Source organism: Streptococcus gallolyticus subsp. gallolyticus DSM 16831, assembly GCF_002000985.1.
In the GTDB taxonomy this organism is placed as follows: domain Bacteria; phylum Bacillota; class Bacilli; order Lactobacillales; family Streptococcaceae; genus Streptococcus; species Streptococcus gallolyticus.
Genome location: NZ_CP018822.1, coordinates 1,448,996 through 1,465,327, shown reverse-complemented (window position 1 = coordinate 1,465,327; position 16,332 = coordinate 1,448,996). Strand labels below are relative to the sequence as shown.

Below are 16,332 nucleotides of genomic sequence, written 5' to 3'. Positions count from 1 at the left end.
ACTAGAAAAGGATTATTTTTACTTATTGGTATAAGGCAAAAACAACCAATCACTAAATGTAATAGTGATTGGTTGTTTTGATTATGTTAATTATGGGTTAGGAGCCGTCACTTGAACTTGATGACGATGAACTGCTGCTAGAGCTTGATGAGCTACTGTGCAGTTGCATATAGCTTGGAGCTTTAAAGAGGTCAACGGTAGATTGGTTACCATTTTCGCTATACAAGCTTGTCGATTCATCACCTAGTTTTTTCTCTATCGATTTCAGGCTCTTCAAGGAGTCGGAGTAGGAAATCGACGAACTATCAACGGTTTCTAAACCAGTATCTGTATCAAAGCGGAGTAAATCTCCCGTCTGGACTTCGTCACTAACAGAAAGCTGTTTAGCAACGGCATTGCGGATTTCTTTTGTTGCCGCAGTAGTGCTTTCATCTGGATTGGTGATTTCTTCACCAGTCGCTGTGTAGTAGAGATGTCCGCTATAACTTGTATATGTCGGTGTGATGTAATATCCAGCCGTTCTGAGAGCGACAGTTTGGTCGTTATCCTCAGAAAGCAAATCTTGTCCAAGTTGAACATAGTTGCTAGTATCAACACCAAGCAAGTGAAGAAGTGTAGGTAAGGCATCAACCTCACCACCATAGGTGTCACTAATAAAGCCGTCTGTGTACCCTGGAATGTGAATCATAAATGGAACACGTTGGAGCATAGCATTATCGTACTCTGTCCAAGTTTCTGAATCTTTACCTAGTAGAGGAGCTAGGCTAGTATTTCTTGAATTTGAAATACCGTAGTGATCCCCATAAAGCACGATAATAGAATTGTCATATAAACCAGATTCTTTTAAATAATTGAAGAAAGCCTCAATGGCAGAATCAAGGTAATTAGCTGTAGCGAAGTAACCATTAATGGTCTCATCATCAGTTTGAGCTAGTGGGAAACCTTCTTCATCAGATTCTCCGGCCAAGCTAGTGTAAGGATAGTGGTTACTTACTGTGATAAATTTCGTATAGAATGGTTGTTGAAGGTGTTCTAAATACTTAATAGAATCAGCAAACATGTATTTATCATTCAAGCCGTATTGGAATGAATTTTCATCAGTTTGCTCTTGGAAATATGATGAATCAAAGAAGTAGTCATATCCCCACTGTTTATAAGTATTGTTACGATTCCAGAACGAACCGACATTACCATGGAATACAGCGCTAGTATATCCGCCTGTTTGAGCAAGAATAGAAGGAGCAGCAAACGCTGTATTATCTCCACCGTAGTTAACCATATATGACCCGCTGCTAAGTCCGAAAAGCGATGTTTCCATTAATGTTTCGGCATCGGAAGTCTTACCAGCCTTAACTTGGTTAAAGAAGTTTGAGAAAGAAATAGTTGAGTTTGAGTGATATAGCGAATTAAGGAATGGTGTTACTTCATAAGATTGTCCATCAACTTCCAGTTTGTAGTCAATCAAGAATTGTTGGAAACTTTCTAAATGAATAACGATAACATTTTTTCCTTGAGCAATACCATAATACTTAGAGTTTGGTGCTGCATAATGTTCTGAAACGTATTCCTTAACCTCGGTCAAATCGTCAGCAGTTGCTTCACTACGTTCTTTTTCAGCTTGATAAGTTTGGTTAGCACTATAGACGGTGAAAGATGGTAAACCAAGCGCTCTAACGACATAGACATTTGAGAAACCACGAGTTAGCAATTCAGGTCTATCAATTTCCGCCATAAAAAGGTTGATAGAGAAAAGCAGAGCCGATAATGCTGTAATCGCAAAACTAGCACGTTTGTTGAAAGGACGTTTATCTGTTTTTATTTTTTTTGTAGCAAATAAAATAATTAAGATAATGTAATCAAAGATATAGACAATATCCCAAACTCGCAGTAGATTTAAGGCAGAATCCCCTAAACCAGCAGAAACCTTACTACTTGCAAGCATTGCACTAACAGTAATAAAATCAGAAAACTCACGGAAATAAATGGCGTTAGCGATAAGTAGAATATTTAAAATAGTGTAAATAATCCAACTAACGGCATAAAAAACACGTGTCCTCTTAATATAAAGGCTTAATCCAAGTAAAAGCAAACCAAGCGGAATGGGGTTGATTATTGAAAGGAAAACTTGATATAAATTTCCCAAATCAAGACTAAAGTCAACATGGTAAGCCCACATGGTTTTTAGCCAGTACATAAACAAAAGCGTCAAAATGAATCCCAAGCGTGTGTTTAGCACGTGTGAGATAACTTGTTTCAATTTTTTCACTGTAGGAACTTCCTTTATTTTTTTTCCTAAAGATAAAATCTCAGTTTCAATTATATCATAAAAACTTTTTTGTTATGTGTGAGAAATATAAAATTTAGTGGGAAAAATTCTGAATTTTTGATATAATAGGCTTCATGAACAAACTATACGTGGATTCTTTCGTTGAAAAGAAAATTAAGCGTGGTATTCAACTTTTGGATGGAAGAGATTTTCATCAACTTGATTTTGATAATCAGTTAGTCGCTGTTTACAATCATTCTCATCAGTTTTTAGGGACAGCTTACTTGTCTCAACAAAATAAGGGGATTGGTTGGTTCTTGGGTTCAAGAAAAATTGAATTGACAGAATCTTATTTTGTGGACTTGTTTACAAAAGCTAAAAAACAACGCCAAAACTTTGAAAATTCAGATTTGACGACGGCTTATCGATTATTTAATCAAGATGGAGATAATTTTGGTGGTGTGACGATAGATCGTTATGCTGATTTTGTTGTATTTTCTTGGTATAATACGTTTATTTATCAGTATCGCGATGTCATTATAAATGCCTTCCAAAAAGTTTATCCAGCTATCAAAGGCGATTATGAGAAAATTCGTTTTAAAGGACTTGATTACGAATCAGCTCACATTTATGGTCAAGAGGCACCAGCATCATTTACTATTTTGGAAAATGGTGTCAAATACAGTGTTTTTATGAATGACGGGTTGATGACAGGAATTTTTCTAGACCAACATGACGTTCGTGATACTTTGATTAATGAACTTGGTCTTGGAAAACGTGTCCTTAATATGTTTTCATATACCGCAGCGTTTTCAGTAGCGGCAGCAATGGGTGGCGCTATCGAAACAACATCTGTTGACCTTGCAAAACGCTCACGTGAATTATCACAAGCGCATTTTGAGGCGAATGGTCTTGACTTGAGTAATCACCATTTTGTGGTAATGGATGTTTTTGAGTATTTCAAATACGCAAAACGTAAACAATTGACTTTTGATTTGATTGTTATTGATCCGCCAAGTTTTGCACGGAATAAAAAGCAAACATTTTCTGTAGCTAAAGATTATCACCGCTTGATTAGTCAAGCTTTGGAAGTTCTGTCAGAAGATGGCATCATTATTGCTTCAACCAATGCAGCTAACCTGACGGTCGCACAATTTAAAAAGCAGTTAGAAAAAGGCTTTGCTTCTGTTAAACATGACTATGTTCGTTTGCAACAATTGCCAAGTGATTTCACGGTTAACAAAGCAGATGTCAACAGTAATTATTTGAAAGTATTTACAATAAAGGTTAAAAAATGAAAATAGTAGTACCTATAATGCCTAAAAATTTAGAAGAGGCACAGTCGATTGATATTTCGAAATTCGACGAAGTCGATATTATTGAGTGGCGAGCAGATTTCTTAGATAAAGATGACATTATGACTGTTGCGCCAGCTATTTTTGAAAAATTTTCAGGTCGAGAAATTATTTTTACCATTCGTACGGATAAGGAAGGTGGCAACATTAACTTATCTGACGGTGACTATGTTGAGCTTTTGAAAAATATTAATGCTATTTACCACCCAGACTATGTTGATTTTGAATATTTTTCTCATAAAGAAGCTTTTCAACAAATGTTAGACTTCCCAAATCTTGTTTTGTCATATCATAATTTTGATGAAACACCTGAGAACTTGATGGAGTCATTTTCTGAACTAACAGCCCTTGCTCCGCGTGTGGTTAAGGTTGCTGTTATGCCACAGAGTGAACAAGATGTGTTGGATTTGATGAATTACACACGTGGTTTCAAAACATTAAATCCAGAGCAAGAATACGCAACAATGTCTATGGGAAAACTTGGACGCGTTTCACGTTTTGCTGTTGATGTTTTTGGCTCTTCGTGGTCATTTGCTAGTTTGGAGCAAGCGAGTGCGCCTGGACAGGTTGCTCTTGCAGATATGAAACATATTAGGGAGGTACTTGATGCAGATTGATGGATACACACGCTTAGCTGCGGTTGTTGCAACACCGATTAAACACTCTATTTCACCATTTATTCATAACTATGCTTTTGATAAAACGGGTGTTAATGGTGTTTATGTCGCTTGGGATATTCCTGAAGAAGATTTGGCAATTACGTTAGAAAATGTAAAACGTTACGATATGTTTGGTGTGAACATTTCAATGCCTTACAAACAAAAAGTGATTCCTTACATGGATGAATTGACTGATTCTGCCCAATTGATTGGGGCTGTTAATACGGTTATTAATCGTGAAGGGAAATTAGTTGGTCACAATACAGATGGTATTGGTTTCTTTAGAAGTCTAGCAACGTTTGCTGATTTTGATGTTAAAGATAAAACGATGACGATTCTTGGTGGTGGCGGAGCTGCCACAGCACTCATTGCGCAAGCTGCTCTGAATGGTGCTAGTCATATTAACATTTTTAACCAAACTCAGTTTTTAGAGGCGACACGTGAAAAAGCGCAAGAATTTGCCGACAAAACGGGTGTATCTATCACTGTTTATCCAGTTGAAGATTTAAAAACGATTCAAGAAAAAGTTTTAGAATCACAACTTTTCGTCAATGCTACAAGCGTAGGTATGGACGGAAAATCAATGATTATTACAGAAGATTTTGAATTCCCAGCAGGTTTGTTGGTTGCTGATACGATTTATCAACCATTTGAAACACCATTTTTGAAATTAGCTCGTAGCAAAGGTTTAACAGCTCTTAATGGTTTAGGAATGCTTTTATTCCAAGCTGCTGAAGCTTTCGAAATCTGGACTGGTGAAACAATGCCTACAGCTGAAATCTGGTCAGCGCTTGAAGAAAAATACAACACGAAATAAGAACAACTGATAGGTGACGCGAATGAAATTGAATGTTAATCTCCCACAAACACCTTATGATATTGTGATTGAAAAAGGTGTCTTATCAAAAGCTGGCGATTGGGTCAAAAAACTTTGGAAACCACAAAAAATCGCTATTATTACTGATAATCATGTTGGCAGTTTATATGCTGAAAAGGTTAAGCTAAGTATTGAAAATGCTGGTTTTAAAGTGATTGTTTTTGACTTTTTAGAAGGTGAAGCTTCTAAAAATTTAAAAACAGTTAACAAAGCTTATGAATTTCTTGTCAAAAATGGCATGACACGCAGTGACGGTATTGTTGCGCTTGGTGGTGGTGTCGTAGGAGATTTGGCAGGTTTTGTAGCATCTACCTATATGCGTGGCATTCATTTCTTGCAAATTCCGACGAGTTTAACAGCTCAAGTTGATTCATCTATTGGTGGTAAAACAGGGGTTAATACGCCGTTTGCCAAAAATATGGTGGGAACATTCACCCAACCAGATGGTGTTTTAATCGACCCTGAAACCTTACAAAGTCTTGGTAAACGTGAACTCATTGAAGGTATGGGTGAAGTTATCAAATATGGTTTGATTGATGATGTTGAACTTTGGGAAGAATTATCTGCTATGGATGGCTCTCCTGAAAGTATCTTAGAACACGCTGAGAGCATTATTTACCGTTCGTGCAATGTCAAACGTAAAGTTGTTGTTGAAGATGAACTTGATAACGGTGTTCGCCTTTATCTTAACTTTGGTCATACCATTGGTCATGCGGTTGAAGCGACTGCTGGTTATGGAAAAGTCATGCATGGTGAAGCTGTTGCCATTGGAATGGTACAAATTTCGCGTGTTGCTGAGAAAAAAGGCTTGATGCCTCAAGGCATTACAAAAGAAATTTTTGACATGTGCCAAAAATTTGGTTTGCCTACGGATTACAAACCATGGCATGTTGACGAACTTTATGGTGCTTTAGTACATGATAAGAAAGCTCGCGGTAAAATGATTAAGACAGTTATTGTACCAGAGCTTGGTAGCGCAGCGATCAATCAGATCCCACTTGAAGAGATGAAAGAGTATTTGGAGAAGTAAAATGAGATATTTGACAGCTGGTGAATCCCACGGACCGCGTTTGACAGCAATTATCGAAGGAGTTCCTGCAGGGCTTCCTTTAACTGCTGAGGATATTAATGTTGATTTAAAACGACGCCAAGGTGGTTATGGACGTGGTGGGCGTATGAAAATCGAATCAGATAAGGTAGAAATCACATCTGGTGTACGTCACGGAAAAACAACTGGTGCTCCAATTACCCTTCATGTCATCAATAAAGACCATGAAAAATGGCTTGATATTATGGCAGTTGAGGATATTGATGATAGCTTAAAAACAAAACGTAAAATTACTCATCCGCGTCCAGGGCATGCTGACCTTGTTGGTGGGATGAAATACCGTTTTGAAGATTTGCGTAATTCTCTTGAACGCTCATCTGCACGTGAAACAACAATGCGTGTAGCCGTTGGAGCGGTGGCAAAACGTATTTTAGCAGAGCTTGATATCGAAATTGCTAATCACGTTGTTGTTTTTGGTGGCAAAGAGATTGATGTTCCAGAGGGACTGACTGTTTCACAAATTAAAGAATTGGCTAGTCAATCAGAAGTTTCAATTGTCAATCAAGAGCGTGAACAAGAAATCAAAGATTATATTGACCAAATCAAAAAAGATGGTGATACTATTGGCGGTGTTGTTGAAACTGTTGTCGGTGGCGTTCCAGTTGGTCTTGGTTCTTATGTTCAATGGGACAAGAAACTTGATGCAAAAATTGCAGGTGCGGTCGTTTCAATCAATGCTTTCAAGGGAGTTGAATTTGGTTTAGGATTTAAAGATGGTTACCTCAAAGGAAGCCAAGTCATGGATGAAATTCTTTGGAACGAAGAAGATGGCTACACTCGTCGTACCAATAATCTTGGTGGTTTTGAAGGTGGTATGACTAATGGACAACCAATTGTTGTTCGAGGAGTCATGAAACCTATTCCAACACTTTATAAACCTTTGATGTCAGTTGATATTGAAACACATGAGCCATACAAAGCAACGGTTGAACGTTCAGACCCAACAGCTCTTCCAGCAGCAGGTGTTGTTATGGAAGCAGTTGTTGCAACTGTTGTGGCAGATGAAATTCTTGAAAAATTCTCTTCTGATAATCTTGAGGAATTAAAAGAAGCTGTCGCTCGTCATCGTGATTATGTCAAACATTTTTAAAAACATAACATTTTGACAATTGGAGGGCGTATGCTCTCCAATATTGCTATAAAGATTTGCAAACCAGAAATGGAGTAACTATGGAAAATAAAGTGATTTATATTGCAGGTTTAGGTTTGATTGGTGGTTCCCTTGCTTTGGGAATCAGACGTGACCACCCTGATTATAAAATCCTTGGTTATAATCGCTCTGATAAATCACGCAACGTTGCCCTTGAACGCGGAATTGTGGATGAAGCGACTGCTGATTTTAAGGAATTTGCGCCCTTAGCCGATGTCATTATATTAGCTGTGCCAATTAAGCAAACGATCGAATTTATTAAGGCTTTAGCTGATATGGATTTGAAAGACAATGTCATTATTACAGATGCAGGTTCTACAAAACGTGAAATTGTCGAAGCTGGTGAGAAATACCTTGCTGGAAAAAACGTTCGTTTTGTTGGCTCTCATCCTATGGCAGGTTCTCATAAATCTGGTGCTATTGCTGCTGAAGTCAATTTATTTGAAAATGCTTATTATATTTTCACGCCGTCAAGGCTGACAGATGCCAGCACAATTGCTGACATGAAAGTTATTTTGTCAGGGCTTCATGCGCGCTACATTGAAATTGATGCTGCTGAGCACGACCGTGTTACAAGTCAAATTTCGCATTTTCCACATATTTTGGCAGCTAGTTTAATGGAACAAGCTGGGGATTATGCTTCGGAACATGAGATGACTAACCACTTTGCGGCTGGAGGTTTTCGTGATATGACACGTATTGCGGAAAGCGAACCAGGTATGTGGACTAGTATTTTACTAACCAATAAGGCTGCGGTTTTAGAGCGTATTGATGATTTTAAAAACAGACTTGATGGCGTTGCGGAGCTTATTTCGCAAAATGACGCCGATGCTATTTGGAATTATTTTAACCATGCCAAAGAAACCCGCAAGGAAATGAACATTCACAAACGTGGTGGTGTCGAAAGTGGCTTTGATATTTTTGTTGACGTTCCTGATGAAGAAGATGTTATCTTGGAAATCTTGGAATTACTTCGTGGAACATCTTTGGTTAACGTTCATATTAACGAAGAAAACCGTGAGGATATTAACGGTATTTTACAAATTTCCTTTAAGAATATCAAAGATTTGGAACACGCTAAGAAAGTTATCAGTGAAAATACTGATTATAAAGTTTATGTTAATTAAGGAGACTTACTATGGCAAATATTTATGATTTAGCAAATGAATTAGAACGTGGCATCCGTGCCCTTCCGGAGTATAAAAAAGCTGAAGAAAGTCGTGCAGCGATTGAAGCAGATGCGGCAGCTAAAGAACTTTTCAAAGAATTTACAGATTTTCAACAAGGGCTTTATGCTAAATTGCAATCTGGACAAATGCCTACTGGTGACGAACAAGCTAAAATGCAAGAATTAGGAGCTAAAATTGAAGCTAATCCAGTTCTGAAAGCTTACCTCGATGCGCAACAAGCTTTGTCAGTTTATGTATCTGACATTGAAAAAATTGTCTTTGGACCTTTGCAAGACCTTTTGAAATAATGATATTTTACAACCTGACATTCTTTGTTAGGTTGTTTTCGTATTTTCTGAATCAAAGGTCTATAATGAGTGATAACTTTATAAGGGGGAATGTTGTATGTCACGTAAGGTCGGAATTATTGGAATGGGGCATGTTGGGTCAACAGTTGCTCATGGTTTGATTGCTCAAGGTGCATTTGATGATTATGTTTTGATAGATATTAACGAAAAGAAAGTTACGGCGGATGCTGTTGATTTTACAGATGCGGCAGCTAATCTCAATCAGCATGCTAATATCGTTGTCAATGATTATCAAGCGTTGGCAGATGCAGATGTTGTGATTTCAGCTTTGGGGAATATTGCTTTGCAGGACAATCCAGATGCGGACCGTTTTGCAGAATTGCCTTTTACAGCAAAGCAAGTACCACTTGTTGCTAAAAAATTAAAAGAAGTTGGTTTTAAAGGTATTATTATCGCGATTTCTAATCCTGTTGATGTTGTGACTAGCCTTTATCAACATTATTCAGGGCTTCCTAAGGAACGCGTCATTGGTACGGGAACGTTGCTTGATACAGCACGTATGAAACGTGCAGTTTCAGAACGTTTCGGTGTAGATGCTCGTAGTGTTTATGGCTATAATTTAGGTGAGCATGGGAATTCTCAATTTACAGCATGGAGCCAAGTGCGTGTGAAGGGGCAACCGATTTCAATATTTACAGATGCTAAGACTTTGGACGAAATTGCTCATGAAGCGATGATTGGTGGGCATACTGTTTTCTACGGTAAAAAATACACTAGCTATGGCATTGCAAGTGCGGCAATCCGTTTAGCTTTAGCTGTTGTGTCAGATAGCCACGAAGAATTACCAGTGTCAAATTATTATGAACCGCTTGATACTTACCTTAGCTATCCTGCCATTGTTGGACGTGAAGGAATTATCGAGCAAATAAAATTGACATTACCAGCAGAAGAAGAAGCAAAACTTGAAAATTCTGCCAACTTTATTAAACGTAAATTTGCAGAAAGTCTAAATTAAAGAAAAAAGAAATCCCATCTGGAAAATCAGGTGGGATTAGTGATTTAGCAAGTGATTTCGAACTTCAGAAATGAAATAAAGTGACCCTGTCACCACAAATAAGTCTTCTGGATTGTCATCTACCCTTGAGAGCCAGTCTTTGTAATCAGCAACTTTTGGGTATTGTTCTGGGTAGTCTGACAATGCCTGCGCTTGGTAGAAATCAAATGTTGTGACGGTTAAGTCATAGGCGGACAATTCTTCCAGCATTTGTGTTAAAGGCTTGCGATTTAGCCCTGCAAATAAAATGTGAATTTTCTGTTGAGCAAAGTCATTCTTTAGTAAGTCAACTAATTTGGCGATAGAATCTTCGTTATGAGCACCATCTAGCATTAGATTGGGCTTGATGAGTTCACAACGTCCTGCCCAAACAGTCTCTTCTAGACCAGATTTGATTGTAATTGGTGTAATAGCTGGCAATTGTTTTTGAAGAATCAATGCAGTCATAGCTGCCAAAGAAGCGTTAGTTTTTTGGTGTTTACCAAGCATTTTGAGCTGAATATCTGGAATAATGGTTTGATGATAAATCATATCAAAAGCTCTGCCATTTTCTATAAACGAGAAATCTTTCCCTAACTCATAAATGCTGGACATTGTCTCTTCGGTTTTCTGATAAAAAACGCGGCGAACGGGCTCTGCCATTTTTCCAAAAATAAAGGGAACGTTTGTTTTTAAGACACCTGCTTTGTGCTGGGCAATCTCAGCTAGGGAATTGCCGAGTGTTTCTTGGTGGTCGATGCTGATTGAGGGGCAAATGACGGCTTTGGCTGTGAAAACATTGGTTGAATCGTAAGTGCCACCAATCCCAGCTTCGATGACCGCAATATCGACGGGATTAATGACTGCAAAATAATAAAACATGAGAGCAGTGACTAATTCAAATTCGGTCACTTTGCCGACCTTGTCTTGAAATTCTGCGCTATCGACAATCGGCTTAATAGCTTGAACTGTTTTGACCAAATCTTGGTCAGGGATTTCAATGCTATCAATAGCAATGCGCTCATTAAAACGAGTGATAAATGGCGATGTGAAAGTCCCAGTCTTGTAACCAGAAGCAGTTAAAATATGTTGTAAAAAGCTTGTTGTTGAACCTTTGCCATTGGTTCCGACGACGTGAATCGCAGGAAATTTATCTTGCGGATTGTCGAGTAATGCGAGTAAATACTGCATACGCTCAAGGCTCGGACGACGTCCGTTGGCTTTATGAGAATGAATCCAGTTTAATGTTTCAATATAATTCATAACTTTTCTTTTTGATTAAATTCGTAAAAAAGAGGTGAGAACTTAGTGTACTTACCTCTTTTGAGTGTGATTGAGACAGACTAAAAATCAATATGAGCAGCAAATGCTCGTTGAAAACGATATTGCCACTAGTAATGATTACTCAGTTGTTTCGGTGTTGCTACTTGTAGTGGTATCGTCAGAAGTTGTATCTGAACTTGACGGTGTTGTTGAACTTTGGCTTGTAGCAGAGCTTGAACTATAAGTGGTATCTGAACTTGAACTGTAAGTATTGTTATTAGAACCACTGTTGTAGTTATTATTAGCAGAAGCAGAACTTGAATAAGTTGTCGAAGCGGAAGTGTCTGTTTTACTATCGCTGTCGCTTTCTTTGATGACAACAGTTGTTGTCGTTGTTGATTTGTCTGTTGTCTTTGAGTTTGACCCCTTTAAGGCATTGCTAATGGTAATACTTGCCACAATGATACTAAGAATAGAACCAATAAGAGCAACTGTTTTTTGAAGGGCAGAAAAGCCTGTCTTAATGTGTTTTGTTGGGGCAGCTGACTTATCGTTTTTTGATGATGATTTTTGACGTCTTGAGTATTTTTGAGACATGATTAACTCCTTTTTCGCATATGACTCTATTATAAAATATTCTTTTTAAATGTCCAGCGTTAGAATTTTTTTGCTTCAAAAATTATTGTACGCCAAATTCTTAAAGTTAACCTTAAAAAAACTTAAAATTAAAACTTTCACACTCATAAAAGTCTGTGCTATAATGGTAGTATTGATTTTTGTGAAGGAAGAAAAAATGATATATTTTGATAATTCAGCTACAACAATTCCCTATCCTGAAGTGTTGCGCACTTATCAGGAAGTTGCTAGCAAGATATTTGGAAATCCCTCAAGTTTGCATAATTTAGGAACAAAGGCTAGTCGTATTTTAGAAGCTAGTCGCAAGCAAATCGCGGATTTATTAGGGGTTAAGAGCACTGAAATTATTTTTACGTCTGGTGGTACAGAAAGTGATAACTGGGTACTTAAAGGTGTTGCCTTTGAAAAAGAACGTTATGGCAAACACATCATCGTTTCAGATATTGAACACCCAGCGGTTAAAGAGTCGGCAAAATGGCTAAGCGAACACGATTTTGACGTTTCATATGCACCTGTTAATGACCAAGGTTTTGTTGATGTCAAAGCATTAGCTGCGCTTTTGCGACCAGATACAACTTTGGTATCAATCATGGCAGTGAATAATGAGATTGGCTCTATCCAATCAATTAAAGAAATCTCTGAATTATTAGCTGATAAGCCAGGCATTTCATTCCATGTGGATGCTGTTCAAGCTATCGGAAAAATTCCAGCAGCGGATTATTTAACTGACCGTGTTGATTTTGCAAGCTTTTCAGGGCATAAATTCCACAGCGTTCGTGGGGTTGGTTTCATTTATAAAAAAGAAGGTAAAAAATTAAACCCATTACTAGCTGGTGGTGGTCAAGAAGGCGACCTTCGTTCTACAACTGAAAATGTGGCAGGAATTGCGGCTACGGCTAAAGCACTTCGCTTGGTGACTGACAAAGAAGCTTATGCTCTTCCGAAAATTGCCAAGATGAAAGAAGTTATCTATGATGAGCTAGCTAAGCACAAAGATATTGTCATTTTCTCAGGTAAAGATGACACATTTGCCCCAAATATCTTAACCTTTGGAATTAAAGGGGTTCGTGGTGAGGTTGTGGTTCATGCTTTTGAAGAACATGAAATCTACATTTCAACCACATCAGCTTGTTCATCAAAAGCTGGAAAACCTGCTGGAACATTGATTGCTATGGGTGTTCCAACGAAATTAGCACAATCAGCTGTCCGAATCAGTCTTGATGATGATAATGACATGGGACAAGTTGAGCAATTTCTAACGATTTTCAAACAAGTTTACGAAAAAACCAAAAAAGTAAGATAATAAGAAAGGATAAAGAGAGTTTTCTCTTTAATAAACTATGCAGTATTCAGAAATTATGGTTCGTTACGGCGAACTATCAACCAAAGGAAAGAACCGTATGCGTTTCATCAATAAATTGAAACGTAACATGAAACACGTTCTTTCAATTTATCCAGATGTGCGTGTTGTTGCTGACCGTGACCGTGCTCACATTTATTTAAATGGCACAGATTACGTACCAGTTGCTGAATCATTGAAACAAATTTTTGGGATTCAAGGCTTCTCGCCATCATACAAAGTTGAGAAAAATCTTGAAACCATTAAGAAAGCAGTTCAAGATGTGATGAAAGATGTTTATCACGAAGGACTAACTTTTAAAATTACAAGTAAACGTAGCGACCATAACTTTGAAATGGATAGTCGCGAATTGAACCAATACCTTGGTTCTGCCGTGTTTGAGGTTTTACCAGATATCCAAGCTCAAATGAAAGGTCCAGATGTTAATTTAAAAGTTGAAATCCGTGAAGAAGCAGCTTACCTTTCCTATGAAAATATCAAAGGTGCTGGTGGTCTCCCTGTCGGAACAGCAGGACGAGGAATGTTGATGCTTTCTGGCGGAATTGATTCACCAGTTGCAGGTTACCTTGCTCTTAAACGTGGGGTTGATATTGAGGCAGTTCACTTTGCTAGCCCACCTTACACAAGCCCAGGTGCTCTTAAAAAAGCCCAAGATTTGACACGTAAATTGACTAAATTTGGTGGTAATATTGATTTTATCGAAGTGCCATTTACAGAAATTCAAGAAGAAATTAAAGAAAAAGCACCTGAAGCTTACTTGATGACTTTGACACGTCGTTTCATGATGCGTATTACTGACCGTATGCGTGAAGAACGTAATGGTTTGGTGATTATTAATGGTGAAAGTCTTGGACAAGTTGCCAGTCAAACACTTGAAAGCATGCGTGCTATTAATGCGGTAACCGCAACCCCAATTATTCGTCCAGTTGTCACAATGGATAAATTAGAAATCATTGATATTGCTCAAAAAATCGATACTTTCGACATTTCAATTCAACCATTTGAGGACTGCTGTACCATTTTTGCACCTGACCGTCCAAAAACAAATCCTAAAATCAAAAATGTTGAACAATACGAAAAACGTATGGACGTTGAAGGGCTTGTTGAACGTGCGGTTGCAGGTATTAAAGTAACAACAATCACTCCACAAGCAGACCACGATGAGGTTGATGACTTGATTGATGATTTATTATAGGAGACAAAAAGCTACCGTTGGTGGCTTTTTAGTTTGCCTTTTTAGGTAAATTCTGGCTCCTTTGCTAGAAAATGCTATAATAGTGTCTGGAGGTAAGATTAAGTGATGTTTGATAGGATTATTTATAAAAAAACAACGCTTGCTTGTTTGAGTTTTTTGGTGATTTCCTTGCTTGGTTCGGGTGTGTATAGTCTAGCTTTTGAAAAATCGATCGCTAATACGACACAAACGACAGAAAAACAAGCACAAAATAAAAGCAATACGACGAAAACAGCGCGTGTCATGGCAAATGGTGATATTCTTATTCACAACGGGCTTTATGGAAGTGCTGAACAAGCTGACGGAAGCTATGATTTCACGCCATTTTTTGAATATGTCAAGAGCTGGATTTCAAGTGCTGACTTGGCTATCGGTGATTACGAAGGAACGATTAGCCCTGATTACCCTTTGGGTGGTTATCCGCTTTTTAATGCACCAAGTGAAATCGCTGACGCTATGAAAGACACGGGGTATGATGTTGTTGATTTAGCGCATAATCACATTTTGGATTCTGGGCTTTTAGGTGTTATCAATACGGTTGAAACCTTTGAAAATCTTGGCTTGTCAACTATCGGTGTTTACAAAGAAAATCGTGATACGGAAGACATTCTCATTAAAAATGTCAACGGCATCAAAATTGCGATTTTGGGTTATTCTTATGGCTATAATGGCATGGAAGCAAATGTGGCAGATGAAGATTATGAAAAACATATGTCAGATTTAGATGAAGATAAAATGAAATCAGAAATTCAAGAAGCTGAAAAGAAAGCTGATGTCACAATTGTCATGCCACAAATGGGAACAGAATACGCTCTTGAACCAACAGACGAACAAGTAACGCTTTATCATAAAATGATTGACTGGGGAGCAGATGTTGTGTTTGGTGGACACCCTCACGTTGCTGAGCCGTCTGAAACGCTTGAAAAAGACGGTGATAAGAAATTTATCATCTATTCAATGGGAAATTTTATCTCTAACCAGCGTTTAGAAACGGTTGATAATATCTGGACAGAACGTGGTCTCTTAATGGACATCACTTTTGAAAAGAAAAATAATAAAACAACAATCAAGACCGTTGCCGCTCATCCGACAATGGTTTGGGTTTGGAGCAAGGGTGTGACGGGATCAGAAGGCTTTGTGCTTTCCGATTATCGAACGCTTGTTTTGGAAGATTTTATTGAAGGTGGAAAGTATCGTGATATTCTTGATTCAACTATGCAAGAAAAAGTGGATACTGCCTACCAAGAAATGAATGAATTGGTGAATTTACAATGGGATTAAGTCGTCAAAAAGTTAACCTATTTTCAAAGAGTTATGAAGATGTTAAAAAATTATACCTAACTGCCTTTCCAGCAGTAGAACGGTTACCCTATTTTCCATTAGTTTTGAATGCTTATCGGCGTTTAGCGAATTTTTATGCCTACTATGATAAGGATGACTTTGTTGGTTTAGTGTATTTGTTGGAGAATGAAGAAGTTATCTATCTTTTCTTTCTTGCGGTTAATCCAAATATTCGTTCACGTGGCTATGGCTCTGCCATTTTACAAGACATTAGAAATTTAGCAGGAAAACGTTCGATTATTCTTGCCATGGAACCATTAGATAAAACTGCTGAAAATTATCAGCAACGTGTTAAACGAGTTGTTTTTTATGAAAGAAATGGATTTAACATCACGGATTATTATTATCATGAAGGAACAGAAGTGTATCAAGTCATGGCAACAGATGCCTCGCTTAACATTCAAGTAGTGGAAAAATTAACGAAAAAAGCGGTGCTAGGCTTAATTGCTATCTCATTTGAGAAAAAAGCAGAATGAAAACGTAATATTGCTAAAAAAATATAGCATATTCCTTGATTTAATCACTTTATCATGTTAAAATATGAACGTTGACTAAATGCACATCCTGTGCAAC

Annotated in this window: 15 protein-coding genes and 1 other annotated feature (1 of these 16 running past the window's edge); of the genes, 12 read left to right on the top strand and 3 right to left on the bottom strand. The window is 37.8% G+C overall.

The window, feature by feature from the left end:
- Positions 1–97: 97 nt before the first annotated feature.
- The gene (locus BTR42_RS07400) at positions 98–2,266 is read right to left on the bottom strand and encodes an LTA synthase family protein (protein ID WP_012962119.1); all 2,169 of its coding nucleotides are present in this window, start codon (positions 2,264–2,266) and stop codon (positions 98–100) included.
- A gap of 134 nt (positions 2,267–2,400) precedes the next feature.
- Between BTR42_RS07400 and BTR42_RS07395 the strand changes: the two genes are divergently transcribed.
- The 8 genes from BTR42_RS07395 to BTR42_RS07360 all read left to right on the top strand — a co-directional run bounded on the left by BTR42_RS07395 (position 2,401) and on the right by BTR42_RS07360 (position 9,907).
- A complete protein-coding gene (locus tag BTR42_RS07395) occupies positions 2,401–3,564 on the top strand; it encodes a class I SAM-dependent rRNA methyltransferase (protein WP_077497020.1) in 1,164 nt (387 codons plus the stop codon).
- A complete protein-coding gene (aroD, locus tag BTR42_RS07390) occupies positions 3,561–4,238 on the top strand; it encodes a type I 3-dehydroquinate dehydratase (RefSeq protein WP_009854455.1) in 678 nt (225 codons plus the stop codon). Before BTR42_RS07395 ends, aroD begins: the two co-directional genes overlap by 4 nt.
- On the top strand, positions 4,228–5,097 hold the full coding sequence (locus BTR42_RS07385) for a shikimate dehydrogenase (protein WP_077497018.1): 870 nt from the start codon (positions 4,228–4,230) through the stop codon (positions 5,095–5,097). Before aroD ends, BTR42_RS07385 begins: the two co-directional genes overlap by 11 nt.
- 22 nt (positions 5,098–5,119) lie before the next feature.
- The gene (gene aroB, locus BTR42_RS07380) at positions 5,120–6,187 is read left to right on the top strand and encodes a 3-dehydroquinate synthase (protein WP_077497016.1); all 1,068 of its coding nucleotides are present in this window, start codon (positions 5,120–5,122) and stop codon (positions 6,185–6,187) included.
- A 1-nt stretch (position 6,188) separates the two neighbouring features.
- A complete protein-coding gene (gene aroC / locus BTR42_RS07375) occupies positions 6,189–7,355 on the top strand; it encodes a chorismate synthase (RefSeq protein ID WP_009854452.1) in 1,167 nt (388 codons plus the stop codon).
- A gap of 80 nt (positions 7,356–7,435) precedes the next feature.
- Positions 7,436–8,542: a prephenate dehydrogenase gene (locus tag BTR42_RS07370; protein ID WP_077497014.1), complete on the top strand. Its 1,107-nt coding sequence runs from the start codon at positions 7,436–7,438 to the stop codon at positions 8,540–8,542.
- Between the two features lie 11 nt (positions 8,543–8,553).
- Positions 8,554–8,892 (top strand): YlbF/YmcA family competence regulator, encoded by a 339-nt coding sequence (locus BTR42_RS07365; RefSeq protein ID WP_039695136.1) that lies wholly within the window; start codon positions 8,554–8,556, stop codon positions 8,890–8,892.
- 97 nt (positions 8,893–8,989) lie between these two features.
- Complete coding sequence (locus BTR42_RS07360; protein WP_077497012.1) at positions 8,990–9,907, top strand: L-lactate dehydrogenase; 918 nt, start codon at positions 8,990–8,992, stop codon at positions 9,905–9,907.
- 36 nt (positions 9,908–9,943) lie between these two features.
- Here the strand turns inward: BTR42_RS07360 and BTR42_RS07355 are convergent, their stop codons facing one another.
- Positions 9,944–11,188 (bottom strand): bifunctional folylpolyglutamate synthase/dihydrofolate synthase, encoded by a 1,245-nt coding sequence (locus tag BTR42_RS07355; RefSeq protein WP_077497010.1) that lies wholly within the window; start codon positions 11,186–11,188, stop codon positions 9,944–9,946.
- A gap of 138 nt (positions 11,189–11,326) precedes the next feature.
- Positions 11,327–11,785, bottom strand: a complete 459-nt coding sequence (locus tag BTR42_RS07350; RefSeq protein ID WP_012962117.1) for a DUF6556 family protein — start codon at positions 11,783–11,785, stop codon at positions 11,327–11,329.
- A 196-nt stretch (positions 11,786–11,981) separates the two neighbouring features.
- On the opposite strand from BTR42_RS07350, the gene BTR42_RS07345 reads away from it, so the two are divergent.
- The 4 genes from BTR42_RS07345 (at position 11,982) to BTR42_RS07330 (ending at position 16,235) form a co-directional block, all read left to right on the top strand.
- Positions 11,982–13,127, top strand: a complete 1,146-nt coding sequence (locus BTR42_RS07345; protein WP_077497008.1) for a cysteine desulfurase family protein — start codon at positions 11,982–11,984, stop codon at positions 13,125–13,127.
- A gap of 37 nt (positions 13,128–13,164) precedes the next feature.
- The gene (gene thiI / locus BTR42_RS07340) at positions 13,165–14,379 is read left to right on the top strand and encodes a tRNA uracil 4-sulfurtransferase ThiI (protein WP_077497006.1); all 1,215 of its coding nucleotides are present in this window, start codon (positions 13,165–13,167) and stop codon (positions 14,377–14,379) included.
- Positions 14,380–14,484: 105 nt separating this feature from the next.
- Positions 14,485–15,699, top strand: coding sequence for a CapA family protein (locus BTR42_RS07335; protein WP_077497005.1), 1,215 nt, complete (start codon positions 14,485–14,487; stop codon positions 15,697–15,699).
- On the top strand, positions 15,690–16,235 hold the full coding sequence (locus BTR42_RS07330) for a GNAT family N-acetyltransferase (protein ID WP_077497003.1): 546 nt from the start codon (positions 15,690–15,692) through the stop codon (positions 16,233–16,235). The genes BTR42_RS07335 and BTR42_RS07330 overlap by 10 nt, the downstream gene beginning before the upstream one ends.
- 84 nt (positions 16,236–16,319) lie before the next feature.
- Positions 16,320–16,332: a sequence feature (ribosomal protein L21 leader region), on the top strand (it continues 63 nt past the right edge of the window).

What these genes read in the sequence shown, in the direction of transcription:
- BTR42_RS07395 (WP_077497020.1), top strand. Translation starts at nt 2,401, where the DNA reads ATGAACAAACTATACGTGGATTCTTTCGTTGAAAAGAAAATTAAGCGT.
- aroD (WP_009854455.1), top strand. Translation starts at nt 3,561, where the DNA reads ATGAAAATAGTAGTACCTATAATGCCTAAAAATTTAGAAGAGGCACAG.
- BTR42_RS07385 (WP_077497018.1), top strand. Translation starts at nt 4,228, where the DNA reads ATGCAGATTGATGGATACACACGCTTAGCTGCGGTTGTTGCAACACCG.
- aroB (WP_077497016.1), top strand. Translation starts at nt 5,120, where the DNA reads ATGAAATTGAATGTTAATCTCCCACAAACACCTTATGATATTGTGATT.
- aroC (WP_009854452.1), top strand. Translation starts at nt 6,189, where the DNA reads ATGAGATATTTGACAGCTGGTGAATCCCACGGACCGCGTTTGACAGCA.
- BTR42_RS07370 (WP_077497014.1), top strand. Translation starts at nt 7,436, where the DNA reads ATGGAAAATAAAGTGATTTATATTGCAGGTTTAGGTTTGATTGGTGGT.
- BTR42_RS07365 (WP_039695136.1), top strand. Translation starts at nt 8,554, where the DNA reads ATGGCAAATATTTATGATTTAGCAAATGAATTAGAACGTGGCATCCGT.
- BTR42_RS07360 (WP_077497012.1), top strand. Translation starts at nt 8,990, where the DNA reads ATGTCACGTAAGGTCGGAATTATTGGAATGGGGCATGTTGGGTCAACA.
- BTR42_RS07355 (WP_077497010.1), bottom strand. Translation starts at nt 11,188, where the DNA reads ATGAATTATATTGAAACATTAAACTGGATTCATTCTCATAAAGCCAAC.
- BTR42_RS07350 (WP_012962117.1), bottom strand. Translation starts at nt 11,785, where the DNA reads ATGTCTCAAAAATACTCAAGACGTCAAAAATCATCATCAAAAAACGAT.
- BTR42_RS07345 (WP_077497008.1), top strand. Translation starts at nt 11,982, where the DNA reads ATGATATATTTTGATAATTCAGCTACAACAATTCCCTATCCTGAAGTG.
- thiI (WP_077497006.1), top strand. Translation starts at nt 13,165, where the DNA reads ATGCAGTATTCAGAAATTATGGTTCGTTACGGCGAACTATCAACCAAA.
- BTR42_RS07335 (WP_077497005.1), top strand. Translation starts at nt 14,485, where the DNA reads ATGTTTGATAGGATTATTTATAAAAAAACAACGCTTGCTTGTTTGAGT.
- BTR42_RS07330 (WP_077497003.1), top strand. Translation starts at nt 15,690, where the DNA reads ATGGGATTAAGTCGTCAAAAAGTTAACCTATTTTCAAAGAGTTATGAA.